Source organism: Pseudomonas sp. YuFO20 (assembly GCF_035064975.1).
In the GTDB taxonomy this organism is placed as follows: Bacteria; Pseudomonadota; Gammaproteobacteria; order Pseudomonadales; family Pseudomonadaceae; genus Aquipseudomonas; species Aquipseudomonas putida_AE.
In genome coordinates, this window is sequence record NZ_JAXDEO010000011.1 from 105875 (window position 1) to 130840 (window position 24966).

28 protein-coding genes, 1 tRNA gene and 1 pseudogene are annotated in these 24966 nt (G+C 59.9%); 17 read left to right on the forward strand and 13 right to left on the reverse strand.

All coding sequences use genetic code 11. The annotated features are described in order from the left end of the window. Positions 1–4: 4 nt before the first annotated feature. Positions 5–1075 (forward strand): AI-2E family transporter, encoded by a 1071-nt coding sequence (locus SOP85_RS08595; RefSeq protein WP_323626692.1) that lies wholly within the window; start codon positions 5–7, stop codon positions 1073–1075. A 109-nt stretch (positions 1076–1184) separates the two neighbouring features. On the opposite strand, the gene SOP85_RS08600 is transcribed toward SOP85_RS08595, so the two are convergent. Both SOP85_RS08600 and SOP85_RS08605 read right to left on the reverse strand, forming a co-directional pair. Next, on the reverse strand, positions 1185–1658 hold the full coding sequence (locus SOP85_RS08600; protein WP_274073522.1) for a peroxiredoxin: 474 nt from the start codon (positions 1656–1658) through the stop codon (positions 1185–1187). A gap of 10 nt (positions 1659–1668) precedes the next feature. Further along, positions 1669–2229, reverse strand: a complete 561-nt coding sequence (locus tag SOP85_RS08605; protein ID WP_008055980.1) for a glycine cleavage system protein R — start codon at positions 2227–2229, stop codon at positions 1669–1671. Between the two features lie 330 nt (positions 2230–2559). On the opposite strand from SOP85_RS08605, the gene dapA reads away from it, so the two are divergent. The 5 genes from dapA (at position 2560) to SOP85_RS08630 (ending at position 6250) form a co-directional block, all read left to right on the forward strand. Beyond that, positions 2560–3438, forward strand: a complete 879-nt coding sequence (gene dapA / locus SOP85_RS08610) for a 4-hydroxy-tetrahydrodipicolinate synthase (RefSeq protein ID WP_110752523.1) — start codon at positions 2560–2562, stop codon at positions 3436–3438. A gap of 17 nt (positions 3439–3455) precedes the next feature. Then, the gene (gene bamC, locus SOP85_RS08615) at positions 3456–4571 is read left to right on the forward strand and encodes an outer membrane protein assembly factor BamC (protein ID WP_274073523.1); all 1116 of its coding nucleotides are present in this window, start codon (positions 3456–3458) and stop codon (positions 4569–4571) included. A 4-nt stretch (positions 4572–4575) separates the two neighbouring features. Further along, entirely contained in the window at positions 4576–5334 is a 759-nt protein-coding gene (locus SOP85_RS08620; protein WP_274073524.1) for an MBL fold metallo-hydrolase, read from the forward strand. 28 nt (positions 5335–5362) lie between these two features. Then, positions 5363–6076, forward strand: a complete 714-nt coding sequence (gene purC, locus SOP85_RS08625) for a phosphoribosylaminoimidazolesuccinocarboxamide synthase (RefSeq protein ID WP_274073525.1) — start codon at positions 5363–5365, stop codon at positions 6074–6076. An 84-nt stretch (positions 6077–6160) separates the two neighbouring features. Continuing rightward, positions 6161–6250, forward strand: a tRNA-Ser gene (locus SOP85_RS08630). 97 nt (positions 6251–6347) lie between these two features. Here SOP85_RS08630 and SOP85_RS08635 read toward each other — a convergent pair. After that, positions 6348–6560, reverse strand: coding sequence for a hypothetical protein (locus SOP85_RS08635; protein WP_274073526.1), 213 nt, complete (start codon positions 6558–6560; stop codon positions 6348–6350). 319 nt (positions 6561–6879) lie between these two features. Between SOP85_RS08635 and SOP85_RS08640 the strand changes: the two genes are divergently transcribed. Next, entirely contained in the window at positions 6880–7308 is a 429-nt protein-coding gene (locus SOP85_RS08640; protein WP_323626695.1) for a hypothetical protein, read from the forward strand. 61 nt (positions 7309–7369) lie between these two features. Here SOP85_RS08640 and SOP85_RS08645 read toward each other — a convergent pair whose 3' ends face one another. Next, complete coding sequence (locus SOP85_RS08645) at positions 7370–7576, reverse strand: hypothetical protein (protein ID WP_274073528.1); 207 nt, start codon at positions 7574–7576, stop codon at positions 7370–7372. Between the two features lie 243 nt (positions 7577–7819). Here SOP85_RS08645 and SOP85_RS08650 point away from each other — a divergent pair, with 243 nt between their 5' ends. The 3 genes from SOP85_RS08650 to SOP85_RS08660 all read left to right on the forward strand — a co-directional run bounded on the left by SOP85_RS08650 (position 7820) and on the right by SOP85_RS08660 (position 10015). After that, on the forward strand, positions 7820–8746 hold the full coding sequence (locus SOP85_RS08650) for a LysR family transcriptional regulator (RefSeq protein ID WP_323626696.1): 927 nt from the start codon (positions 7820–7822) through the stop codon (positions 8744–8746). Between the two features lie 58 nt (positions 8747–8804). Further along, the gene (locus SOP85_RS08655) at positions 8805–9170 is read left to right on the forward strand and encodes a 5-carboxymethyl-2-hydroxymuconate Delta-isomerase (protein ID WP_323626697.1); all 366 of its coding nucleotides are present in this window, start codon (positions 8805–8807) and stop codon (positions 9168–9170) included. A 62-nt stretch (positions 9171–9232) separates the two neighbouring features. Continuing rightward, entirely contained in the window at positions 9233–10015 is a 783-nt protein-coding gene (locus SOP85_RS08660) for a class I SAM-dependent methyltransferase (RefSeq protein WP_323626698.1), read from the forward strand. A gap of 23 nt (positions 10016–10038) precedes the next feature. Here the strand turns inward: SOP85_RS08660 and SOP85_RS08665 are convergent. Both SOP85_RS08665 and SOP85_RS08670 read right to left on the reverse strand, forming a co-directional pair. After that, positions 10039–10971, reverse strand: a pseudogene (locus SOP85_RS08665) (LysR family transcriptional regulator); the annotation flags it as partial. Positions 10972–11053: 82 nt separating this feature from the next. Further along, positions 11054–12232 (reverse strand): cyanate transporter, encoded by a 1179-nt coding sequence (locus SOP85_RS08670; protein ID WP_323626699.1) that lies wholly within the window; start codon positions 12230–12232, stop codon positions 11054–11056. Between the two features lie 319 nt (positions 12233–12551). Here SOP85_RS08670 and SOP85_RS08675 point away from each other — a divergent pair, with 319 nt between their 5' ends. The 4 genes from SOP85_RS08675 to SOP85_RS08690 all read left to right on the forward strand — a co-directional run bounded on the left by SOP85_RS08675 (position 12552) and on the right by SOP85_RS08690 (position 16832). Then, positions 12552–14201 carry a phosphoethanolamine transferase gene (locus SOP85_RS08675; protein ID WP_323626701.1) on the forward strand — a complete coding sequence of 550 codons (1650 nt, stop codon included), beginning with the start codon at positions 12552–12554 and terminating at the stop codon, positions 14199–14201. Between the two features lie 153 nt (positions 14202–14354). Next, complete coding sequence (gene rnd, locus SOP85_RS08680; protein ID WP_274073534.1) at positions 14355–15488, forward strand: ribonuclease D; 1134 nt, start codon at positions 14355–14357, stop codon at positions 15486–15488. Then, positions 15485–15778 carry a YcgL domain-containing protein gene (locus SOP85_RS08685; RefSeq protein WP_274073535.1) on the forward strand — a complete coding sequence of 98 codons (294 nt, stop codon included), beginning with the start codon at positions 15485–15487 and terminating at the stop codon, positions 15776–15778. Before rnd ends, SOP85_RS08685 begins: the two co-directional genes overlap by 4 nt. Before the next feature lie 121 nt (positions 15779–15899). After that, positions 15900–16832 carry a D-2-hydroxyacid dehydrogenase gene (locus tag SOP85_RS08690; RefSeq protein ID WP_274073536.1) on the forward strand — a complete coding sequence of 311 codons (933 nt, stop codon included), beginning with the start codon at positions 15900–15902 and terminating at the stop codon, positions 16830–16832. Between the two features lie 124 nt (positions 16833–16956). On the opposite strand, the gene SOP85_RS08695 is transcribed toward SOP85_RS08690, so the two are convergent. Continuing rightward, the gene (locus SOP85_RS08695) at positions 16957–17550 is read right to left on the reverse strand and encodes a nitroreductase family protein (protein WP_274073537.1); all 594 of its coding nucleotides are present in this window, start codon (positions 17548–17550) and stop codon (positions 16957–16959) included. 164 nt (positions 17551–17714) lie between these two features. Here SOP85_RS08695 and SOP85_RS08700 point away from each other — a divergent pair, with 164 nt between their 5' ends. Together SOP85_RS08700 and SOP85_RS08705 are read left to right on the forward strand one after the other, a co-directional pair. Then, positions 17715–18164 carry a YcgN family cysteine cluster protein gene (locus SOP85_RS08700; RefSeq protein ID WP_323626702.1) on the forward strand — a complete coding sequence of 150 codons (450 nt, stop codon included), beginning with the start codon at positions 17715–17717 and terminating at the stop codon, positions 18162–18164. Between the two features lie 37 nt (positions 18165–18201). Then, positions 18202–19431 carry a hypothetical protein gene (locus tag SOP85_RS08705; protein WP_323626704.1) on the forward strand — a complete coding sequence of 410 codons (1230 nt, stop codon included), beginning with the start codon at positions 18202–18204 and terminating at the stop codon, positions 19429–19431. 109 nt (positions 19432–19540) lie between these two features. Here the strand turns inward: SOP85_RS08705 and SOP85_RS08710 are convergent, their stop codons facing one another. The 4 genes from SOP85_RS08710 to SOP85_RS08725 form a co-directional block, all read right to left on the reverse strand. Next, entirely contained in the window at positions 19541–19918 is a 378-nt protein-coding gene (locus SOP85_RS08710) for a YgaP family membrane protein (protein ID WP_274073539.1), read from the reverse strand. Positions 19919–19998: 80 nt separating this feature from the next. Further along, a complete protein-coding gene (locus SOP85_RS08715; protein ID WP_046816778.1) occupies positions 19999–20469 on the reverse strand; it encodes an RNA methyltransferase in 471 nt (156 codons plus the stop codon). A gap of 188 nt (positions 20470–20657) precedes the next feature. Beyond that, positions 20658–21029 (reverse strand): YajD family HNH nuclease, encoded by a 372-nt coding sequence (locus SOP85_RS08720; RefSeq protein ID WP_110966870.1) that lies wholly within the window; start codon positions 21027–21029, stop codon positions 20658–20660. Positions 21030–21077: 48 nt separating this feature from the next. Further along, positions 21078–21764, reverse strand: a complete 687-nt coding sequence (locus SOP85_RS08725; RefSeq protein ID WP_046816779.1) for a spermidine synthase — start codon at positions 21762–21764, stop codon at positions 21078–21080. Positions 21765–21859: 95 nt separating this feature from the next. Between SOP85_RS08725 and SOP85_RS08730 the strand changes: the two genes are divergently transcribed. Further along, positions 21860–22150 (forward strand): hypothetical protein, encoded by a 291-nt coding sequence (locus SOP85_RS08730; protein WP_274073540.1) that lies wholly within the window; start codon positions 21860–21862, stop codon positions 22148–22150. Here SOP85_RS08730 and SOP85_RS08735 read toward each other — a convergent pair. Next, positions 22147–22620 (reverse strand): cyclic nucleotide-binding domain-containing protein, encoded by a 474-nt coding sequence (locus SOP85_RS08735; RefSeq protein WP_323606757.1) that lies wholly within the window; start codon positions 22618–22620, stop codon positions 22147–22149. The two genes, SOP85_RS08730 and SOP85_RS08735, sit on opposite strands and share 4 nt — an antisense overlap. Before the next feature lie 187 nt (positions 22621–22807). Beyond that, a complete protein-coding gene (locus SOP85_RS08740; RefSeq protein WP_323626705.1) occupies positions 22808–24862 on the reverse strand; it encodes a S9 family peptidase in 2055 nt (684 codons plus the stop codon). Positions 24863–24966: the final 104 nt, after the last annotated feature.

Genomic DNA, 24966 nt, shown 5'->3' on the forward strand with positions numbered 1-24966 from the left:
ATTGATGTTCAAAGTGTTGCGCGACTGGATTCAGCGCTACTTCTCCGACGAAGAAGCCGTGGTACTGGCGGTCCTGTTGTTCCTGGCGTTCACCGCGGTGTTGACCCTGGGCGGCATGCTGGCGCCGGTGTTGGCCGGGATGGTGCTGGCCTACCTGATGCAGGGTCTGGTGGTGAGCCTGGAGCGCCTGCGGGTGCCGGGTGGCGTCGCAGTGGGGCTGGTCTTCGCGCTGTTCATGGGGCTGCTGCTGGTGTTCATGGTGGTCGTGGTGCCGTTGCTCTGGCATCAGCTGATCACCCTGTTCAACGAATTGCCCGGCATGCTCGCCAAGTGGCAGACCCTGTTGCTGCTGTTGCCGGAGCGTTATCCGCACCTGGTGTCCGACGAGCAGGTGCTGCAGGCCATTGAAGTGGCGCGGGGCGAGATCGGCAAGTTCGGTCAATGGGCGCTGACGTTTTCGCTGTCGAGCCTGCCGCTGCTGGTCAATATCATGATCTACCTGGTACTGGTGCCGATCCTGGTGTTCTTCTTTCTCAAGGACCGGCAAATGATCGGCGAGTGGGTGCGCGGCTACCTACCCCGTGAGCGGGCGCTGATCACCCGTGTCGCCCATGAAATGAACCGGCAGATCGCCAACTACATTCGTGGCAAGGTCATCGAGATTTTCATTTGCGGCGGGGTGACCTACATCGCCTTTGTCGTCCTGGAACTCAATTATGCGGCGCTGCTGGCCTTGCTGGTGGGCATCTCGGTGGTCGTGCCCTACGTCGGGGCGGTGGTGGTGACCGTGCCGGTGTTCCTGATTGCGCTGTTCCAGTGGGGCTGGAGCGATCAGTTCATCTATCTGATGGCGGTCTACGGGATCATCCAGACCCTGGACGGCAACGTGCTGGTACCACTGTTGTTCTCGGAAGCGGTGAACCTGCATCCGGTGGCGATCATCTGCGCGGTGTTGTTGTTTGGCGGGTTGTGGGGCTTCTGGGGAGTGTTCTTTGCGATTCCCCTGGCGACGCTGTTCAAGGCCGTGCTGGATGCCTGGCCGCGTAAAGAGCCGGTGGTGGCGCCGCTGCTTTGAATGCTGGCTCTGAGGGCCTCTTCGCTGGCAAGCCAGCTCCTACAATGGTCGCGCGTACCTTGTAGGAGCTGGCTTGCCAGCGAAGGCGTCAGAACAGACACCCAATTAATCAGGCTTGGTTAAGGGTCTGGGCGGCCGCCAGAACCGCATCCACATGCCCCGGCACCTTCACGCCGCGCCATTGCTGACGCAACACACCGTCCTTGTCGATGAGGAACGTGCTGCGATCCACGCCCATGTATTCCTTGCCATAGAGCTTTTTCAGCTTGATCACATCAAACAGCTGGCAGAGCGCTTCTTCCTTGTCGCTGATCAGCTCGAAGGTGAAGGCCTGCTTGGCCTTGAAGTTCTCGTGAGACTTGAGGCTGTCGCGGGACACGCCGAACACTTCGGTGTTGGCCGCCTTGAAAGCGTCCAGCTGGTCGCGAAAACCCTGGCCCTGGGTGGTGCAGCCCGGTGTGCTGTCCTTGGGGTAGAAGTAGATGACTACCTGCTTGCCCTTGAGGTCGGCGAGGCGCACGGTTTGCCCGCTGGTGGCGGGTGCTTCGAAGTCGGCAACCGGTTGGTCGAGTGCAACGGCCATGAATGCTTCCTTACATTGGGTTCTGTGGACGCCACGGTTCGATCAGGGCGTCGAGGTTCAGCGCGTCGGCGAAGTCCAGGAACTGGTCGCGCAACCAACTGATCTGCACACCGGCCGGCAAGGTCACGGTAAACGTGGCATTGAGCATGGTGCCGCCGGTCTGCGGGGCCTGGTAGGTGTCACAGGTCAGGTTTTCCAGTTCGACGTTGTGGTCCATGAAGAACTGGCACAGCTCGTTGATGATGTCCGAGCGGTAGGCCGAGCTGACATAGGCCACGTAGGGCAGGGCCTGGGGACGGTTCTCCAGGGCGGCGCTGCGCACCACGTTGACGGTGAAGGCGTGGCGTTTTGCCAGGGTCGGCAGGCTGCCCTCCAGGCGAGCCAGGGCGTCCCAGCTGCCGGAGATTTCGAGGACCAGCGCACTGCACTCGCCATGACGCGTCAGGCGGGAGGTGACCACGGCGCAGCGATTTTCATGGCTGGCGCGGCACAGGACGTTAGTCAGCTCCATGGGGTTGGCGCCGAGGGCACTGATGACAAGGAATTGTTCGCGAACTGTGGGGGTGGACATGCAGCATTCCTAAAGCGATGAGCGGTCGGTACTTCTATCGGCTGGTTTTGCCGGGAGCGAGCCTGCGCATGCGAACTCCCAAAGCTTCGGGCACAAGGTCGCAACGTGGCTCCAGAGTAGCAGGAGCGGGGGTGGCAACCCTGGATCGGGGGCTTGGGATGTCGAAAGTGGAGGCGCAAACCCGAAATACGAGCTTAGCAGTATCGATCAAAGTCTGAAGGGTAGCGAAAAGCGGCGCCAAGGGGAATGGCGGCAGCGCAGTACTTCGCTTGTACAAGCATCTTGGCGCCAGTACCATTACGGCTCTCTTTTTCCGGCAGGAGCGGTTGCATGATTGCGGGCAGTATGGTGGCACTGGTCACACCCATGGATGCACAAGGTCGTCTCGACTGGGACAGCCTGAGCAAACTGGTGGACTTTCACCTGCAAAACGGCACCCACGCCATCGTGGCGGTCGGCACTACAGGTGAATCGGCCACCCTTGATGTGAGCGAACACATCGAAGTGATCCGTCGCGTAGTCAAGCAGGTCAACGGTCGCATTCCGGTCATCGCCGGTACCGGCGCCAACTCGACTCGCGAGGCGATCGAGCTGACCACCAATGCGAAGACCGCCGGCGCCGACGCTTGCCTGCTGGTCACACCGTACTACAACAAGCCGACCCAGGAAGGCCTGTACCAGCACTTCAAGGCGATCGCCGAAGCCGTCGATATCCCGCAGATCCTCTACAACGTGCCAGGCCGCACCGCCTGCGACATGCTGGCCGAGACCGTGATCCGCCTGTCGAGCGTCAAGAACATCATCGGGATCAAGGAAGCCACGGGCGACCTGCAGCGCGCCAAGGCCATCATCGACGGCGTCGACAGCAACTTCCTGGTCATTTCCGGTGACGATGCCACCGCGGTCGAGCTGATCCTGCTGGGCGGCAAGGGCAATATTTCGGTGACCGCCAACGTCGCCCCGCGTGACATGGCCGACCTGTGCATTGCCGCGCTGAACGGCGAAGCCGAGAAGGCGCGCGCCATTCACCAAAAACTGATGCCACTCAATAAAACCCTGTTTATCGAGTCCAATCCAATTCCCGTGAAATGGGCGCTGCATGAGATGGGCCTGATGCCGGACGGAATCCGTCTGCCGCTCACCTGGCTCAGCGCCGAATGTCACGAACCGCTGCGGCAGGCCATGCGCCAGTCCGGCGTCCTGGTTTAATTGAGGAAGTACAACGCATGAAGCGAATGGCCGGACTTTCCGCGCTTGCCTTGATCATCTCCAGCACCAGTGGCTGTGGATGGCTGTGGGGCCCGGATGGTTATTTCCGTGACCGTGGTAGCGACTACCTGGAAGCGCAACAGACCGCACCGATGCAACTGCCACCGGATATCACCACCGCCAAGCGTCTGGATCCGCTGTTGCCGATTCCGCGCAACGTCGCCGATGACACCGCCAAGGGCGAATACATCGTGCCTCGTCCGCAGCCATTGACCGCTGCCGCCGACGCCAGTGCCTACTCGCTGCAGAAGAGCGGCGATACGCGTTCGATCCTGGCGCAGAACCCGCCTGCGGAAGCCTGGCCCGTGGCCGTACAGTTCTTCCAGGACAACGGTTTCCGCCTGGACGAACAGCGCCCTCAGACTGGCGAATTCACCACCACCTGGCAGCGTTCCGACGAACTGTCCGCAGCCATGGCCAAGCGCCTGAGCGCAGCCGGCGTCGCCTCTGACAGCGAAATCCGTGCCCGGGTACGTATCGAGCCGGGTGTGCAGCGCAATACCAGTGAGATCTACGTGGTCACCGCCGAGCGTCCTGCCGGCAGCACGGCCGACGTCGCTTTCACCAACCGTTCGGTCAACACTGGCCTGGACGCGGCACTGGTCGACGACATGCTGGCGAGCATGAGCCGCATCTCCGAGAAGGGCGGTTCGGTCTCCATGCTGGCTTCTCGCGATTTCGACGCGCCAAGCCGCATCAGCCTGAGCGAAGACGGCAGCGGCAACCCGGTGCTGAACGTCGGCACCGACCTGGATCGTGCCTGGTCGAGCGTCGGCCGTGCGCTGGAGCAGGGCGAATGGCGTGTTGAAGACATCAACCGCAGCCTGGGCCTGTACTACATCAACCTCGCTGAAAAAGCCGAGAAAAAAGACGACAAGCCCGGGTTCTTCAGCAGCCTGTTCGGCAGTGCGCCGAGCAAGGAAGAAGTCGAGTCCCGTGCCGAGCGTTATCAGGTTCGCCTGAGCAAGGTCGGCGAAAGCGTCCAGGTCACCGTCGAGAAAAACATCAACACCGTGGCGCCGGCTGACGTGGCGCGCAAAGTGTTGAGCGTGATTCAGGACAATCTGGGCTGATCACATGCGTTTTGCCGTTCTCGGCAGCGGTAGCCAAGGGAATGGCACGCTGATAGCCAGCGCTGATACGTACGTGCTGGTGGATTGTGGTTTCTCCCTGCGGGAAACCGAAAAACGCTTGCTGCGCCTGGGTGTGAACCCTGCGCAGCTGAGCGCGATACTCGTGACCCACGAACATGCCGACCACGTGCATGGCGTGGGTTTGCTGTCTCGGCGCTACAATCTGCCTGTCTACCTCAGTCGCGGCACCCTGCGCGGGATGCGCAAACCGGTCGAACCCGCGGGCTTCCTGGCCGGTGGCGAACAACTGCAGATCGGCAACCTGAGCATTGGTGTCATTGCCGTGGCCCACGATGCGCAGGAGCCGACGCAATACGTGTTCAGTGACGGTGAGCGGCGCTTCGGCCTGTTGACCGACCTGGGCTCGTATTGCGACAAGGTGCTGGAAGGCTATCGCGACCTCGATGCATTGATGATCGAGGCCAACCATTGCCGGGACATGCTGGCTCGCGGTCATTACCCCTACTTTCTCAAGCAGCGGGTGGGCGGTGAGCTGGGACATTTGAACAACCATCAGGCGGCATTCCTGGTGTCCGAGTTGGGCTGGAAAGACCTGCAACACCTGGTCCTGGCCCATCTGAGCAGCAAGAACAACCTGCCGCGGCTGGCCCGGCAATGTTTTGTCGACACCCTCGGGTGCGACCCGGACTGGCTGCAACTGGCCGATCAAGATTCAGGGCTCGACTGGCGACACATCGCCTAGCCCACCTACTTAGCAAGCGGAGCCCATCATGGAAAAACGTGAAGAACTCTACCGCGGCAAAGCCAAATCGGTTTACAAGACCGACGACGCCAACCGCTTGATCCTGCTGTTTCGCAACGACACTTCGGCGTTCGACGGCAAGCGCATCGAACAGCTCGACCGCAAAGGCATGGTGAACAACAAGTTCAACGCCTTCATCATGCAGAAACTCGAAGAAGCCGGCGTACCGACCCAATTCGACAAACTGCTGGGCGACAACGAATGCCTGGTGAAGAAGCTCGACATGATCCCGGTCGAGTGCGTCGTGCGTAACTACGCCGCCGGCAGCCTGGTCAAGCGCCTGGGCGTTGAAGAAGGCATGAAGCTCAACCCTTACACCTTCGAACTGTTCCTGAAGGACGACGCCAAGGGCGACCCGTTCATCAACGAATCCCACGTCGTGGCCTTCGGTTGGGGCACTGCCGAGCAACTGGCGCGCATGAAGGAACTGTCGCTCAAGGTCAACGAAGTCCTGAGCAAACTGTTCGACGACGCCGGCCTGCTGCTGGTCGACTTCAAACTGGAATTCGGCGTGTTCCACGACGGCTCCATCGTCCTGGGCGACGAATTCAGCCCGGACGGCTGCCGCCTGTGGGACAAGGCCACCAAGAAGAAAATGGACAAGGACCGCTTCCGCCAGGGCCTCGGTGACGTCATCGAAGCCTACGAAGAAGTCGCCAATCGTCTGGGTGTACCGCTTTAATCGACGCAAGCATCTGATAGCACAGAAAAAATTTTCGAAAGAGGGTTTGCTTTCGGCAAAAGTGTTGTTATGATGCGCGCCGTTGGAGAGATGCCAGAGTGGCCGAATGGGACGGATTCGAAATCCGTTGTACCTTCACCGGTACCTAGGGTTCGAATCCCTATCTCTCCGCCATTACATGGAAAAAGCCCCGTAGCTGAAAAGTTACGGGGCTTTTTTGTTTGCGCAAAAAACTGTCAGGTTTTTATTCGCACGGGGTGCGCAGGGCGAATCAGTTACCCATGGTGGCATGGGTGATGATTTCGTTCTCGACCAGCAGGTTGATCCGTGCAGGGTTGTAGTCCTTGGTCATGATGAACCCGTTGCCCCGCGGTCGTACTGCCAGGCCGGTCTTGTTGGCGAGTTCTTCGCGTAGCTCCTCGGTGTATTGCCGGCCGATGTACTGATTGGCAGTGTCCAGGTGTTGTTTCAAATCCATGGTCATGAATTGCTTCCTTGCGATAATTGAAATAGGTGTGTGTGTTCCCGTCATCCGCGTGGGATGACGTAGCGGATTGTGGAATAACTGTGTTTGTTTATCACCCGTTGGACTGTATCGCGATGTTTGGCTTCTATGTTCGCAGGGCGGGGAAGTTGATGTTAATTGTTTTTGCGAAAGACCCTGTTTCAAATGTCTCCAGTAAACTTTGAGAGCAGGATTTATAATTGATGGTAGTGGGCGATGAGGAGATTATTGCGCACAAAGCTGCAGAATATTCCTACGCAATACCTAATGATTTCCTACAATTACAAAGAGGTCAAATATGCTCAGGAGCATTGCCGCTGCCATCCTGGTTGTTTCCGTTCCCGCGTGGGCTGCCCAGGCCCCTGCGGCCTTTACCGGTACCGACTATAGTGGGCGCTATGAATGTATTGGCAAGGACAGCCATATTGGGGGATTTAAAGGGGTGGTCGACATGACGCTCAATGCCGAACAGAGTACCGGGAAGTATGGCGCTTATAACTTTGTACTGACGCTGGAGGACAAGTCCAGGTATGACGGATTCGCTGCCGGCACGTCCGACTCGCTGGCCATTTATTTTGCGCATACCGATCCGTCATTGAAGGATTATGGAGTCGGTGTTGCACAGGTTGTTTCAACGCCGGAGGGGAAAGTGTCGTTCACCAAGTATTATTATGGTCCTGAATACAGTGGCGGCGGTCACGGTATGGAGCATTGCGTTAAAAGCTGAATTGATCGAGCAAGTCGGTGAAGCTGCTCGTCAAGAGCAGCTTCCTGTTGCCCGGGCAGTCTTACGGCTGCGAGTGGCCCAGTTTTCTCTTGATCAAGTCGTAGACGTCCTTGTGGGTTGAGTTGTGCAGGGATTTGTCCTGGCAGGCCGATGCCAGGAAGTTTTTCACTTCGTCCCTGGCGTGAGGATAAAGCCCGGCGACGTAGTCGGCTTCATGCGCTTGGGTGCAGTTGAAGTGCTTGTCGTCTTTCGCTTTGTCTCTAGCCATTGAAACTCTCCTGTTGTGTTCGAAGGTTATAGGTACGGGCCGGTTTTGCCCGAAGCCCCCTGAGCTTAGGGGCGCGAGGCTGTACCGCCAGGGGTGCGACGAAATCAGGAAGGGGCTGTAGGACCCGTCGCGTGAGCCTGTTGGCATTAAACACAAATCACTTGAGGCATTCGTTCAGTCGCATAGACGCCGATTGTTACATCTCCCTAAACTGTCGATAGTTTTACAGCGCGGGGTCAATGGATGAATCGCAACGAACTACGCAAGGCCGACATCAACCTGATGGTGGTGTTTGAAACGCTGATGCTCGAACGCAATGTCACCAAGGTGGCGAAGAAGCTGTTTCTTGGTCAGCCGACCATCAGTTCGGCGCTCAATCGCTTGCGTACCATGTTCAACGACCCGTTGTTCATCCGCGTCGGGCATCGCATGGAGCCGACGGCGCGGGCTGAAGAGATCTTTCGGCATCTGTCGCCGGCGCTGGATTCGTTGTCGGTGGCGTTGAGCCTGACCCATGATTTCGACCCGAGCAGCAGCACCATGACCTTTCGCATCGGGATGTCGGACGATGTCGAGTTCGGCCTGTTGCCGCCGTTGCTGCGGGCGTTGCGCCAGGAAGCGCCGAAGGTGGTGTTCGTGGTGCAGAATGTCGACTACTGGCGCATTCCCGACTTGCTGGCGTCTGGCGACATCACGGTTGGCGTCACCCAGACCCGCGGCCTGCCAGCCAACGCCAAGCGCAAGTTGTTGCGGCACATCCGTCCCAGCGTTTTACGCGCCGATGCCAGCGATACACCGCTGACGCTCGATGAGTACTGCTCGCGCCCCCATGTGTTGGTGTCGCATATCGCCAACGTCAGTGGTTTCGCTGACGAGTGGCTGTCAGCAATCGGCCGCACGCGCCAGGTGGTGCTCTCGGTGCCGCAATACAGTTCGTTGCCAGCCTTGCTCGCCGGGACCGACCTGATTGCCAGCCTGCCGGATTACACGGCAGAGGCCATGGCGGCGTCCGGTCAGGTGTTCATGGAACCGTTTCCGTTCAGTACGCCGACCCTCGAGTTGTCCATGGTCTGGCTCAGCCATGTCGACAGCGACCCTGCCGAGCGCTGGTTGCGCTCACGACTCGAAGCGTTCATGGGCGAGCGAAATCTGTTGTCGCTGCCCCAGTGAGCAACACAGCGCCATGTTATACGTATGAACGTTTCCACCAACCTACAGGAGTTACGCCATGCCTCACCTGCACCTGGAATACACCGCCAACCTGCCTGATCTGAACGCTGACGTGGCGTTGATGCGTATGAACAATGTGCTGGTGGGCTCCGGTCAATTCGGTGCCGAATTCGACATCAAGAGTCGCGCGGTGAAGCTCCAGACGTTCAAGGTCGGCACGGCATTGGCCGAGCGGGCGTTTGTGCATGTGAAACTGGCCGTGCTGAGCGGTCGCTCCGCCGAGATCAAGAAGCAGCTGTCCGACAGCCTGCTGGCCGTGGTCAAGGATCTGTGCGAATGGCCGACGGGGGTGGAGGTGCAGTTGTGCGTGGAGATTCTCGACATCGATCGGGAATCTTATTCGAAGACATCTGTTGGTCCCTGAGCTGTATCGCGTCACTGGCTAGATTGACCGGGTGTCTCTTAACGAAAAGCGGGGCAGGACTCATGGCAGGTATTCAGAAAGTTGCTCAGTTAGGCTACTCAGCGCAAGCTGGAACCTATGCCAAGGGTCGCCCTGGCTATCCAGGCGAACTGGATGCCTGGCTTAGAGAAGCGCTTGAAATTCATCCGGGATCGACGGTTGTTGATTTAGGAGCCGGCACCGGTAAATTTACTCAATTACTGAGCTCAATGGAGATCAATGTTGTAGCGGTTGAGCCCATAGAAGCTATGCGATCCGAGTTTGCCAGGAATCTACCGCACATCACGATTCTGGAGGGAACGGCGGAATCTATGCCGCTCAACTCCGGAGCAGCGCAAGCACTGATATGCGCTCAGGCCTTCCACTGGTTTGCACATGAAACGTCCCTTGCCGAGATTCACCGAGTGCTTAGACCAAACGGTCGGCTGGGATTGATCTGGAACGTGCGCGATGAGTCGGTGGACTGGGTTGCAGCCATCACTGACATCATTACGCCGTACGAAGGCGATACCCCACGCTTTCATACCGGGAATTGGAAGTTGCCATTCACGGGGCGCTACTTTTCTGAACCCGAATTTACCTGCTTCCCCTACACCCATACGGGTAGCGCCAAGGAAGTCATCATGGACCGCTTTCTGTCAGTGAGTTTTATTGCTGCACTACCTCCTGCCGAAAAGGCGAAAGTTTCTGAACAGTTGCAGAGGCTGATCGAAACTCATCCGTCCCTTCGTGGGCGTGAAGTCATTGAGTTTCCGTATCAAACCCAAGCCTATCTGTGTCGCCGCTTAGAGGGGACGCCACGGTAATCAGCCGTTGCTGGGTACGTCGGAGCTTTATCCAGTTCGGCGCAGGCCGCGATCACTTGCTCACGTAACCAGATGTTCGCGCTGTCCTGATCGGCGCCCTGGCTCCACTGCATGTCGAGGGTGAAACCCGGCAGGCCATTGGGCGCTTCACGGCGCTCGAAGACGGTGTCATCGGCCAGCAATTGCTGGATGCGCCGGGGCAGGGTGAGGATGAAGTCGGTGCCGCTGATCATCTTCAGGGCTGCGCCGTAGCTGTTGGCCCGTGCGACGATCTGGCGTTGGCGGGTTTGTTGCGCCAACCAGCCGTCGACCATGTTGCTGGTGGAGGTCCAGGGCGTCGGGAACACATGACGGCGCTCGATGAAGGTTTGCAGGCTCAGGCGTGGTTGCGACGGGGTGGCGCCTTTGTCGAAGACGCAGACGAAATCGTCTTCCAGCAGTGTGCGCACCTTGAAGTCGGCGTGGCTTCGATGAAAGTCCGGACCGAAACCTATCGCCAGATCCAGGCTGCCATCACGCAGTGCCTGGGCCGGGATGTCGGTCTCGAGCTTATGCACATTGACCACCACCGCAAGCTCGGCGCACGCGAAGCGCTTCAACAGGCGCGGCAGCACCAGTTGCTCGAAGTATTCCGGAGCGCAGAGGTTGAAAACCGTTGGTTGTTGGGTGGGGTCGAACTTTGAGGCACTGGCGTGGCACAGGTTGATGCTGTCGAGGATCTTCAGCACGTGGGGGTACATGCCGTCGGCCTTGTAGGTGGGGCGCATCCCGGTGCGGGTATTGATGAACAATTCGTCGTCAAACACTGCGCGCAGTTTTTTCAGGCAGTAGCTCACGGTGGACTGGCTGACGCACAGCGTCTCGGAAACGCCGGAGACGCTGTTTTGCTCAAACACGGCGACGAACACCATCAAGTCCTGCATGTCGAGCTTTCGTAGCACGTTGCTGTTCAGCATCCTTTCTGGCTCATGTGCAAACTTGAGCGAATGATCCTAGCGCAATGAAGGCAACAGGAGAATGTACTGCAAGCATTCGGAGTCAGTGCATGTGCCTGGCGTAATGCCGTGGATCGAAGCGCAAGGCCATCAGGATCATCAGCGCCATGACCCCGGTGAGTGACCACCAGGCCCATTCGAAACTGCCGAGCCGGTCACGGATCATCCCGGCCACCAGCGGCGAGAGACCTGCGATCAGATAGCCGATGCCTTGCACGAAGGCCGTAAGGCCACCCGCTTGCCGAGGCTCGTCCAGGTGATCCAGCGACACGATCAGGCTCATCGGGAACAGCCCGCCGATTCCCAGCCCCAACAGGCACGGCCACAGGAGGCCGAGGTTTCCCGGGCTGAGAATCAACCCGCAAAAACCGACCATGATCAGCGCCAGCAACACCACCAGCACCGGGCGTCGATCACGGCTCTGGTTGGCGATGGCCGGAACCAGCAGGCCGGACAACACCTCCATGGCGGTCAGGAAGCCAAGCAACAATCCGGCATCCTGTTCGCTCCAGCCCTTTTCCACGTAGTACGGCGCCAACCAGGCCAGCACGCAGGTGTAGGACGCCGTGCCCAGGCCGAAAAACGCCGCGAGCAACCAGGCGCGAGGATGGCTGAAGAAGGAGCGGTGGCTGGTTGAACCCGGCGTCGGTGCCCCCACGCGTTGATTGCACCAGAACAGCAGCGCGAGCACGGCCAGCACCGCCCAGATGGCCAGGCCCATGCGCCAACTGCCTGTGTGGAGCATCACCAGGGGGGAGAAAGAGGCGGCAATGGCGGCACCACCCATGATCGAGGTGACATAGAGCCCCATGCACAAGGCCACGTTGTCGCTGAATCGGGATTTGATCAGCGTCGGCATCAGCGCCTGGATCAGTGCGATGCCGATGCCGGCCAATACGGCACTGAGGATCAGTTCCAGCGCCGAATCGAGGAACAATCGCGATGCAGTGGCCAGGCCGATGACCAGCAGCGACAGCACCACCGTGCGGCGCTCGCCAAGGCGTTGGCTGATCGCCAGTCCAAAGAGCATCGCCAGCCCCATGGTCATGACCGGCAGCAGGGTCAGCAGCGAGGCGAGACTGAAACTGAGCGGGATGTCGCCGCGAATCGCCGACAGCAAAGGACCGACTGCAGCCATGGAGGGCCGCAGATTCAGGGCGACCAAAACAATGCTGAACATCAACCACAGGGCAGGGCGGGAGGTAGCGCGAATATTTTCCATGATCGGACCTTGATGAATCAGGGGCCGATTAGGCGCGAGTGGTTCGCAGGCGGCAAATCAGAAAATCCCGGGCCGTATCGGGAAATTAAATACTGCTGCGATGAGACCTCTTCAGATGTTCGGACCTTGGCTCTTGCTGAACCGGAACTGAACCATTCTCAAATAAGCGGAAAGTTTCATCGAGTGTAGTAGAGGCAACTAATCGTTGGCTTCTTTTTCACGAAAAATTGATGGTCGGCTACCTACAGTTAGTGTCGCCGCGATAAATGAAATTTTCACATTTGTTGACGGCGCTTCTTTTCAGGAACAGCCGAAAATCATGTTGAAGATTAAAGCCGTGCGCCCGGAGTGGGTGACACTGATTGCCAGTGCCTTTTTATTGACTGCCTGCAATTTTGTGCTGTGGCAGCACCTTTTCGATATCACCGCGGCTGACGGTAAAGGCATCGTCCTGCGCGTGGCGTTCGGGGCGATGATTCTCGCGGCCTTCAACATTGTCCTGACCTTGCTGGCTTTCCGGCCGGTGCTCAAAGCCCTGCTTACCCTGCTGTTCATGATCAGTGCCGGCGTCGCTTATTTCATGGGTCAATACGGTGTCCTGATCGACGTGGGCATGTTGCGCAACTTCGCTCAAACCAATGCCACGGAAGTGCGCGACTTATTGTCTTTGAAGTTGCTGGCTTATATTGTTTTTCTTGGTGTGCTGCCGTCCTGGTTGTTGTGGAAAACGCCGGTTAATTACCGCCGCTGGCATCGGGAGTTATTAAGCAAGGCACTGGTGACTGTTGCCTCGGCGGCGCTCATTGGCGGTGTTGCACTGGTTAACTATCAAGGCCTGTCTTCATTGTTTCGCAATCACCACGAACTGCGCCTGATGGTGGTTCCGAGCAACTATATTGGTGCCTCCGCCGGTTACTTGCGCGAGCAGGTCGCCTCGGCACGCCAGCCCTTTGTCAAAGTCGGTGAAGATGCCCGGCGCGATTCTGCCTGGCAAACCCATGGTCGCAAGTCGCTGACGGTCCTGGTGGTGGGGGAGAGTGCCCGGGCAGAGAACTTCGGTATTCTCGGCTACAACCGCGATACCACGCCGAAACTGGATAAGGAAACCGGGCTCATCGCCTTTACCGACGTGAAATCCTGCGGCACTGAAACAGCGGTGTCGGTGCCCTGCATGTTCTCCAACATGGGGCGCAAGGATTACAACGCGAGCAAGGCCAGGAACGAAGAAGGCCTGCTGGATGTGCTCAAGCGTGCCGGTCTCGACGTGATCTGGCGTGACAACCAGTCTGGCTGCAAGGGGACCTGCGATCGGGTCACCCTCGACGACCTCAGCAACCTGAAAGATCCGGTGTTGTGCGCCAACAGTGAATGCCGCGATGAAATCCTCCTGCAAGGCCTGCAACATTTCATCGATACCCTGGATAAAGACACGGTGTTGGTACTGCACCAGATGGGCAGTCACGGTCCGGAGTACTACAAACGTTATCCAAAGGAATTCGAGCGCTTTACCCCGGTCTGCAAGAGCAATGCACTGAACAATTGCAGCCGCGAAAGCATCATCAACGGCTACGACAACACCTTGGTGTACACCGACCATGTGTTGTCGACCCTGATCGATCTGCTGCGCAGCAACCAGGACAAAGTCGATACCGCGATGCTTTATCTGTCGGACCACGGCGAATCCCTGGGCGAATACAACCTGTTCCTGCATGGCACGCCTTACATGCTGGCACCGGATCAACAGAAACATGTGGCGATGCTGGCCTGGTTCTCCGACAGCTATCAGAAGTCGTTCTCGGTGGACACCCATTGCCTGCAACTGAGTCGTGAAAAGCCTTTGAGCCAGGACAACCTGTTCCATTCGATGCTGGGGCTGCTGGAGGTCAACAGCCAAGTTTATAACCAGGACCTGGATATGTTTGCCGGGTGCCGCAGAGCCGCAATCGATGGCGTGCTGGCCAAGGGGTGAGAGTTTAGATGGCTGGGAAAGGTCGGTTAGGCCTTGTTTGCCGGACTATTCTTACGATCAGGAAGGCATTTTCGCTAAAGCTCTTGTTCAGTGAATGCGCGGAAATCGTCGGGGGCGATATATACTGCGCGCCATTCTTCAAGGGAGAGCCGTGTGGCCATCGATATTCACTGGATTCGCGACAACGATAGCCTCGGTCGGTTTTGCACCGAGTGGCAGCAGCTGCCGTTCGTTGCCCTCGACACCGAATTCATGCGGGTCGACACCTTCTATCCGATCGCAGGCCTGCTGCAGGTCGGCGATGGCGAACGTGCCTACCTGATCGATCCGCTGACCATCGACAACTGGCAGCCATTGGCCGCCTTGCTGGAAAATCCGGCGGTGGTCAAGGTTGTCCATGCGTGCAGCGAAGACCTCGAAGTCCTGCTGCGCCTGACCGGTAGCCTGCCGGCGCCGCTGTTCGATACCCAACTGGCCGCCGCTTACCTGAACCTGGGTTTCTCCATGGGCTATTCGCGGCTGGTGCAGGAAGTGCTGGGCATCGACCTGCCCAAGGGCGAAACCCGTTCCGACTGGCTGCAACGTCCGCTTTCCGAAACCCAGATCAGCTATGCCGCCGAAGACGCCGTGCACCTGGCGGAAGTCTTCGTCAAGTTGCGCCCGCAACTCTCGGACGACAAATACGCCTGGGTCCTGGAAGACGGAGCGGAGCTGGTGGCCAACCTGCGCCGCGAGATCGACCCGTACGAGGTCTATCGCGACGCCAAGCTGGCCTGGAAGCTGTCCCGCGCGCAGTTGGCCGTATTGCGTGAACTCTGCGCCTGGCGCGAGCAGGAGGCGCGTGCCCGCGACCTGCCGCGCAACCGCATCATCCGCGAGCATTCGCTGTGGCCGTTGGCGCGCACCCAGCCGGACAACCTCGGTGCACTGGCGAAAATCGAAGACATGCACCCGCGTACCGTGCGTCAGGACGGCGAGTTTCTGCTTGATCTGATCAAGCGCTCTGGCAGTGTGTCGCCGGAACAATGGCCGCCCGCCGTGCCTGAGCCGTTGCCGGTGGACGCCGCCGCGCTGCTCAAGCGGCTCAAGGCCATCGGCCAGGCCGAGGGCGAACGCCTGAACATCGCGCCCGAGGTGATGCTGCGCAAGAAAACCCTGGAAGCGCTGCTCAAGAGCGGCTTCCCCAATGGTCCCTACCAATTGCCTGATTCATTGCGTGGCTGGCGCCGCGAATTGATGGGCCAGGCGCTGCTCGACAGCCTGGCCACCGCCGGAGAACAGCCTTGAAACGTATTTGCTCGATCTACCGCAGTTCGAAGAAAAACGAGATGTACCTCTATGTGCTCAAGAGCGATGCCCTGGAGCGTGTACCGGAACCCTTGATGGCCGCCTTCGGCAAAGCGATCCACGCGTTCGACCTGGTGTTGAGCCCCGAGCGCAAATTGTCGCGCGAGGACATCACCGTCGTGCTGGATAACCTCGAAAAGCAGGGCTATCACCTGCAAATGCCGCCGGCGGAAGAGGAATACATCGAACACTTGCCGGAAGAATTGCTGCGACGCAACGATCCCATGTGATCGATAGACGGGCTTCGGTTCGAAGCCTTGATCAACACTGGAATGATTTTGGCGATGGCCGCACGGACGGAGCAGGACTCTGTCGGCGGCCGTCTGCACTGTTTTTCGAAAGGTTTGAAGCATGCGCGTCCTGATTGCTGAACACGACCACCCGGTGTACGCCCGACTGTTGCAAGAGACGGCGCCTGATGTGGAAGTACTGACCAGCGGCGATTCCGCCGAACTGGCACGCCTGGCGGCCGATTGCCCGGTCTGGCTCGGCCAGCCCGACTTGCTGGCGACCCTGCTGCGTCAGGGCCATCAGCCGCAATGGCTGCAGTCGACCTGGGCGGGCATCACGCCGCTGCTGGCCGACGGCTTGCCTCGGCACTATCGCCTGACCCGCGCGGTGGGGATTTTCGGTCAGGTCATGGCCGAATACGTGCTCACCTACATGCTCGGCCACGAACGTGAAGTGCTGGCGCGGCTGGTCAGCCAGGTCGAGCGCAAATGGGACAGTCGTCATGGCCAGAGCCTGGCGGGGCGCAAGGTATTGATCGTCGGCACCGGTGATATCGGGCAGACGGTGGCGCAGTTCCTCGTGCCTTTTGGTGTGCAGTTGTATGGCATCGCCAGTGAGGCCCGTGAGCAGGCCCCCTTTATCGAAGTCGGTTCGCTGGCGGATCTGCCACGCTTGGTCGGTGAAGTGGATTATGTGGTCAACCTGCTGCCAAATACACCGAACACCCACGATATCTACGATGCGGCGCTGTTCAAGCAGTTCAAGCCTAGCGGCTTGTTCATCAACGTCGGGCGCGGTGTGGCGGTGGTGGATGCGGATCTGGTGGAAGCCTTGAAGGAAGGCCATCTGGTGGGCGCCGTGATCGACGTCTGTCGCCAGGAGCCGCTGCCGCAACGGCATCCGTTCTGGACGGCCTTCGGCCTGCTGCTGACGGGCCACAGCTCGGCACCGACGTCGCCGTCGTTGATGGTAGAGCTGTTTGTCGCGAACCTGCGGGCGTATCAGGCGGGTGAAGCGTTGCGCGGGGAAGTGGATTTCAATCGCGGCTACTGAGTTGACGCTAAACCTGTAGGAGCCGAGCTTGCTCGCGAAGAGGCCATCACATTCAACATCATCGTTGACTGTGACACCGCTATCGCGAGCAAGCTCGGCTCCTACAGTAGATATGCGTTGTGGCTTAGAGGGTGAAGTCGCCTTCAGCCGCCAACTCGCTCAGCGGACGCCGCGGGCTCGGCTCTTCACGCGCCTGCAGGTAATCCGCCAGCGTCGCTTTATCCCCCAATTTGCCCACTGCCACGGCCGCATGCAGGGCGTAGCCTTCAGGAATGTTCAGCTCCTTGCGGGTCAGTTCCTGATCGAAACCGGCCATGCCGTGGGTGTGCCAGCCGCTGATGCTGGCTTGCAGCGCCAGGTGGCCCCAGGCGGAACCGGTGTCGAAGGTGTGCCACAGCGCCGGGGTCTCTTCGCTGGCGCCAGGCGCGGTGAAGGTGGTTTTCGAGATCACGATCACCAGTGCCGAGGCGTGTTGCGCCCAGCTGCGGTTGAATTCATTCAGCAGGCCCAGGTAACGCTCCCAGTTCGGCGTATCGCGACGCGCATAGAGAAACCGCCAAGGCTGCGAGTTGTACGCCGACGGTGCCCAGCGCGCGGCTTCGAAGAAGCTCAGCAGGGTTTCTTCAGGAATGCTTTCGCCGGTGAAGGCGCGGGGCGACCAGCGATCGGTGAACTGAGGGTGAATGACATAATCGGCAACGCGTGGGTTGGCACTCATCAAGAGATTCCTGGCTACGTTTGAAAGTGGGAGCGACGCAAAACCCTACTTGGCGGCGCGATAACTGACAAGCGTGTTCTACCGGCAGTCGCCAATGCTTGGCCCGCGGGGCTACGGGCACTAGACTGGCGGCCTTTTCACCACCTGATGTCGATGCTCGAACCATGGCCGCCAAAGTAGAACCGTTCTGGATACGCAAAACCCTCGATCAACTTGATCAGCAGGAATGGGAATCGCTGTGCGACGGCTGTGGCCTGTGCTGCCTGCAAAAGCTCGAGGACGAAGACGACAACAGCGTCTATTACACGCGCATCGCCTGCAAACTGCTGGACCTGAATACCTGCCAGTGCAGCGATTACCCCAACCGTCGCGCCTCGGTGCCGGATTGCATCCAGCTCACACCAGGCAAGGCCGACGAGTTCAAATGGCTGCCACCGACCTGTGGCTATCGCCTGGTCAGCGAGGGCAAGGACCTGCCGCTGTGGCATCACCTGGTGTGCGGTGATCGCGACGCGGTGCACCACGAACGTATTTCCCAGTCCGGGCGCATGCTCGCCGAAGGCAGCGTGGCGGAAGAGGATTGGGAAGACCATCTGATTTTCCGCGCAGGTTAAAGCGCAGCGCAGGTCAAGGTTTCACGAAGGAGTGTGTATGGCTGTGGGATGGCGGCGGGCGCTGGTCGTTGGGTTGTGCGCCCTGAGCGCGCCCGTGTGGGCGGCGAAGAAAGTCGATCTGGATTACCACGTGCGCCTGTTGCCGCAAAGCGACCAGGCTGAAGTGCGCCTGACCCTGGCCCAGGGCGCGGCGGTCCGCAGCCTGGATTTCGACCTCGGCGACGGCAGCCACTACAGCGATTTCAAGGCCGACGGCCAATGGCAGCTGACCGAGGGCAAGCCGGCCCGCGGCGTATGGCGCCCGGCGGCCGAAAAGGCCAGCCTGACCTGGCGGGTAAAGATCAGTCACGGGCGCAAGAGCGGCAGCTTCGACACCCGCATGACTCCGACCTGGGCGCTGATGCGCGGTGACGATCTGGTGCCGCCGGCCAGGCTCGATCAGCAGGACGGCATCGAGCTGGTTTCACGCCTTGAATTCGAGTTGCCCACTGGCTGGCAAAGCGTCGAAACCGCCTGGCCGCGCATCGGCAAGAACAAGTTCCGCATCGATAACGTTTCCCGGCTGTTCGATCGGCCCACGGGCTGGATGCTCGCCGGGCATCTCGGTAGCCGTCGCACCCGCTTGGGCGAAACCGAAGTCACCGTCGCTTCACCGCGTGGCCAGGGCATGCGGCGCATGGATGTGCTGACGCTGCTGACGTTTGTCTGGCCCCAGGTACAGGCGGTGTTTCCTCGTCACCCGACCAAGTTGCTGATTGTCGGCGCCAACGATCCGATGTGGCGCGGCAGCCTGTCGGCGCACGAATCGATCTACTTGAATAGTCGCCTGCCGCTGGTCAGCGAAAGCGGGACGAGCCCGTTGGTGCGCGAGTTGGCCCAGGTGTTCGGGCGAATCAACGATCAGCAGCGCAGCGACTGGATCAGTGAAGGTTTTGCCGAATACTACGCCATCGAACTGGTGCGCCGGGCCGGTGGCATGAGTGATGAGCGGTATGAGGGCTTGCACGGGAAGCTGGTCAAGGACAGCCAGAAAGTCACCACCTTGCGGGGCGAGCAGATCAGTGCGGCGCAGGTGGCCAAGGCGGTGTTGTTGCTACAGGAACTGGATCGCGAGATTCGCCTGAAGACGCGCAACAAGCGTTCGCTGGATGATGTGCTGCGCGGGGCTATGCATCTGGGGAGCATTGATACCAAGGAATTCGTACAGCTCAGTGAGAGCGTGCTTGGTGAGTCTTCCAAGGTCCTGGATACCGGGTTGCTTCAGTAACACCGCCATCGCCAGCAGGCTGGCTCCCACAGGGTGTGTGAACACGGAAGATCACTGTGGGAGCCAGCCTGCTGGCGATGAGGCCATAAGCCTTAGCGCAAATTCCCGATCAAACCCCGGTTTTAGGCGACTTCAAGGAATCGTTGCCGGTGACGGTCGCGGTGTTGGTCGCTGCCTCGGCATTGGCTTTCAGCCGGTTCAACTCTTCGCCCGCGCGCTGAATCTTCGCCCGCACGTTGTTCATGTCCTGGCGGCTTTTTTCCAGCAGGCTTTTCGCCGAGCTGTGGCCGGTGATGCCGCGGGCCAGGGCCACGCCGCCGATGGCCACCTGAATCAGGCCGAACAGGCCGCCGCGACGCAAGCCCTTGCCGACCATGACCACGCCGCCCGCCAATGAACCGATGCGTTCCCAGCCATGCACATTCTGCTCGGAAGGGGTCTGGAACGGGGTGGATTCGATGCGCTCTACGCGTTTGAGTTCGCTCATGATCTGACTCCAGGCTTGAGTAGTGGATAGATAAGCTGACTGCCGGAGCAGGCCACTTGTTCCATCGGATGTGCGGCGATTCAGCGGAATTTCGGCCCCGAGCGGGTGTTGAGGCCCTTGGCCATGCGGTCGTAGAGCACGACGTTGACCGTGGCAGCGAGGTTCATGCAGCCGGTGGTCGGGATGTAGACCACGTCTTCGCACCAGTCACGAATCTCTTTATCCAGCGAGCCGTCTTCCGGGCCGAAGATGTAGAGCGCGCGGTCCGGGTGGGTGTACTCCGGCAACGGGCGGGCGCCGTCGACCAGTTCCACGGCAACGGGTACACAATTGAGGGGCAGGATTTTCTTCAGGTCGTCGATGCCGATCAGCGGGATGTCGTAGTGGACGCGCTTGGTATCGGTGACGAAGTCGGCGGCGCGTTCATAACGTTTGCCGGTGTAGAACACCGACGCCACGCCGTAACAGCCAGCGGCGCGCATCACCGAACCGACGTTCTCCGGTGATTTGGGGTTATACAAACCAATGCAGCTGTACCGTTTGTCTGCCACGAGCGGGGTGCCTTTTGGAAAAAAGCGCGATTATACGGGGATTGGGAGGTCGTGGTCAGTTTGGGGATTGATGGTGTCCGGTGAGCCGTCTTCGCGAGCAAGCCCGCTCCCACACTTGATCTGCGTCGTTCACAAAACCAATGTGGGAGCGGGCTTGCTCGCGAAGAGGCCGGGTCAGGCGATGAAGATCATTCGTCCTTCTTCATTAACCCCGCCAACGCCGCAAACGGGTTGTGCGTTGCCTTGGCGATTTTTGGCGTGCTCAGCGAGCCCTCGCCGAAATACTGCTGGTCGGTATAACGCGAGTGTTCGTTATCGTGGCAGTACAGGCACAACAATTCCCAGTTCGAACCGTCCTGGGGATTGTTGTCGTGGTTGTGGTCGCGGTGGTGCACGGTCAGTTCGCTCAGGCGCTTGCCGGAGAATTCACGGGCGCAGCGGCCGCACACGTGCGGGTACATCTTCAGGGCCTTGTCGCGATAGCCCATTTCCTTGTCGCGCTGGTTATCGGCCAGGATGCGGTCCAGCTTCGAAGTGTTGGTCGGGGTGGACGAACTCATGGGTTCACCTTTGTTGAATGACTAATGACGGTATACACGCAGTTTAGCTCAGCCCTTGAGCTTCTCGGCAATCCAGATGGTGTGGCGGGTGCCCTTGTTGCCGTGGGCGAAGACCTGCACTTCCTCGGCCTTGAAACCGGCTTTCTTCAGTTTGTCGGAAAACTGCCGGTCGGCGCTGGCCGACCAGACCGCCAGCACGCCTTTTGGTCGCAGGGCCTTGGCGCAGGCGCTCAGGCCGCCGGCGGAGTAGAGCCAGCTGTTGGCTCTCTGGGTCAGGCCTTCGGGGCCGTTGTCGACGTCGAGCATGATCGCGTCGAAACCTTGCGGCTCTGCCTGCAGGACCTTGGCCACGTCTTCCAGGCGGATCACCGTGCGCGGGTCTTGCAGCGGGTTGCCGGCTTTCTCGCCCAGCGGCCCGCGGTTCCACTCCACGACGCCGGGCACCAGTTCGGCGACCACCACTTCAGCGCTCTTGCCCAGGTGCTTGAGCGCCGAGGCGAGGGTGAAGCCCATGCCCAGGCCACCGATCAACACCCGCGAGTTCGGTCTTCCTGCGACCTTGCGGCAGGGGATCTCGGCCAGGGCATCCTCGGAGCCGTGCATGCGCGTATTCATCAATTGTCCGCCGTCACCACCCTGGATCTTGATGACGAAATCCTCGCCGTACTCGAACAGGCACAGGGCACCGCCGTTCTCGGGAATAGGGGCGGTATCGAGCAGAACAAAACGTTTCATGGGGCTCACTTGAGGAAAAATGGCAGCACAGGGGAAGGCAAACCGGCGCAGTTGGGAGTAGCCTGCAATCGACCACAAGGCCAACGGAGCCATTGATGAAGCGCACCATTCTAACGGCCATTGCCCTGACCGCGCTCTCGATAACTGCAGTGCAGGCCCAGCAGTTGCAGACCATGCCGATCAGTCCCGCGCCAATGCCCGGTTCGCCGGGCACCGCAACGCCCACGCCGTATCCGCAGATCAGCCCGGCACCCCTGCCGAAAGTAGGCCCGGGCAGTGGCGGGCCACCCTTGGTGCCGATCGAGATGCCGAGCCCGCCGACCAAGGACCAGCCGGTGCCGGGGATCGAGCAGAACCCGCCGAAGGTCAAGTCGCCCGGCGGTTAGACCTGCTGCGACAGCAGTTGCCCATCGGCCATGCGCAAGCGTTTGGAGAGCGAGACGGCGAGGGCGCGGATGATCTTGGCGGCGATTTTCGGTGCCTCGTTGAGCATCTTTTCCAGCGAATCCTTGCCCAGGTTGAGTAACTGGCAGTTGCTTGCCGCCACGCAACTGGCCGAACGGCGTTCGCCGTCGAGTACGGCCATTTCGCCGAACGAACGACCGCTGCGCAGGGTCGCGATGGTCACCTGCTGGCCGTCGCTGGTGGTCTTCTGCACCGCCACCTGGCCGGTATGGATGATGCACATGAAGCTGCCGGCATCGCCCTCGTGGAAGATTTCTTCGCCCTGGACGATGGTGCTCAGGCTGAAATAGCCCGAAGCCGCGGCGAATTCCGCCGGCAGCAGTTGGTTGAACAGGCCGCAGTCCATCAGCCAGTTGCGGATTTCGTTGTTCAATAAGGTGGGTTCTGACATGTCGTGCGGTCTTTTTTGTTGTACGGAACCCTGTGGGAGCGGGCTTGCTCGCGAAGAGGCCAAAAACATTCAACACATAGGTTGACTGAAAAATCGCCTTCGCGAGCAAGCCCGCTCCCACAGGTGGGTCAGTGTTGTATCGGCTTGCGGTGTGCGCAATTAAGACCCGCACACCCAGCCAAGTTCCTCAGGCCACACCCAGCACCTTGAACAAAAATGCATATTCGAGCGCTACGTCACGCAATCCCTGATAGCGACCGCTCATCCCGCCATGCCCCGCGCCCAGTTCGGTCTTGAGCAGCAGCGGGTTGTTGTCGGTCTTGGTGGCGCGCAATTTCGCCACCCATTTGGCCGCTTCCCAATACTGCACACGGCTGTCGTTGTAGCCGGCGATCACCAGGGTCGGCGGATAAGCCTGGGCGCTGACGTTTTCGTACGGCGCGTAGGCCTTGATCCGATCGTGCACGTCCGGCTCTTCAGGGTTGCCCCACTCGTCGTATTCGGTGACGGTCAATGGCAGCTCCGGGTCGAGCATGGTGTTGAGCACATCGACGAACGGTACCTCGGCTATCGCGGCGCCAAATAGCTCCGGTCGCTGGTTAAGCACCGCCCCGATCAACAGACCGCCGGCACTGCCGCCGCTGATCGCCAGTTGTGGCGCGGTGGTCAGGCCATTGGCGATCAGGTGTTCGGCGCAGGCGATGAAGTCGCTGAAGGTGTTCTGTTTGTGCTCCTGCTTGCCGGCGCGATACCAGGCTTCGCCCAGTTCACCACCGCCGCGCACGTGAGCGATGGCGAACGCCATGCCGCGATCGAGCAGGCTCAGGCGCGCGTGGGAGAACCACGGGTCGAGGCTTTCGCCATAGGCGCCATAGCCGTACAGGTAAAGCGGAACCGGCTTGCCGAGTGCTTCGCGCTTGATCACCAGGCTGATCGGCACTTGCGTGCCATCGGGCGCCGTGGCCCACAGGCGCTGGCTGACGTAGGCGTCGGCGTCGAACGGGCCCAGTACCGGGGTTTGCTTGAGCACCTGCTGCGCACCGCTGACCAGTTCCAGTTGGCGGATCTGCGCCGGACGGTTCAACGCTTCGTAGCGCAGGCGAATCCGCTCGCTGACGAATTCCAGGCTGTTCTGCACGTGCAGGCTGTAGGCCGCGTCCGGCAGTTGCACCCGATAGCTCGGCAGGTCCTGGGGGTGAACTTCGATCACCGGCAAGCCGCCGACCCGCAGGCTCAGGGTCATAGCCCCGGCGTTCAGGCTCATGCCATCGATCATCACCGTGTCGCTGTGAGGGATCAGGTTCTGCCAGTCGGCTTCGGTGGGCGCCACGCCGCTGTCGACGGCGGTGTACAGGGCAAAATTGATGCCGTCGCGATTGGTGCGGATGAACCAGGTCCATTGGCCGTCGAGCGCGCCGTGGTCAAGGTCATACTCATGGTTTTCCTGGCGCGGCGCGACGCAGGTAAAGGGCCGTTGCGGGTGATTGGCATCCAGCACCCAGACTTCGCTGGTGGTCTTGCTGCCCACCGACAGCAGCAATTGCTGTTCGGAGCTCGATCGGTAGCAGTGCATGAAGAAGCGGCCGTCGGTTTCATGGAACACTTCTTCGGCCGCCGTGCCGTCCAGGCGATAGCGCAACAGTTTGTGCGGGCGATGGGTGTCGTCCAGCTCGCCGAAAAACAGGGTCAGGCTGTCATTGGCCCAGGTCATGCTGCCGTCGCATTCCTGGAACTCCAGCTCACTGACGCGACCGTCGGACAATTCCTTCACGAACAGCGTATAGATCTCGTCGCCCGTGGAATCGATGCTGTAGGCCAGGCGCTGGTGATCGGGGCTGATGCTGAACGCGCCGAGGGAAAAGAAGCCGCCTTGGGCCAGTTCATTCGGGTCCAGCAGCAGTTGCTCCCGGCTTTCATCAAGGACCAGGCTGTCGTCGGCCGGGCGCGGGCAGCGGTAGTGACGGGCGTATTCGTCACCGGCCGTGGTGCGCGTGTAATACAGGTAGGGTCCCCACGGCGAGGGCAGGGACAGGTCGGTTTCGAGAATCCGGCCCTTGATCTCCTCGAACAGGGTTTCGCGCAACCCGGCCTGATCGGCGGTTTGCGCCTCCTGATAAGTGTTTTCAGCCTTGAGGTAGTCGAGCACCGCTGCGCTGTCGCGCTCCTGCAGCCAGGCGTACGGGTCGGATCCTTCGGCCTTGCGGGCAATCGGGGCGTCGGAAACGTTGGCGGATAGGGGCATGAAGGTCTCTCGAACAAGATACTGAATTGGGGGGGCGCAACCTGTAGGAGCTGCCGCAGGCTGCGATCTTTTGATCTTGTTTTTTCAAGATCAAAAGATCGCAG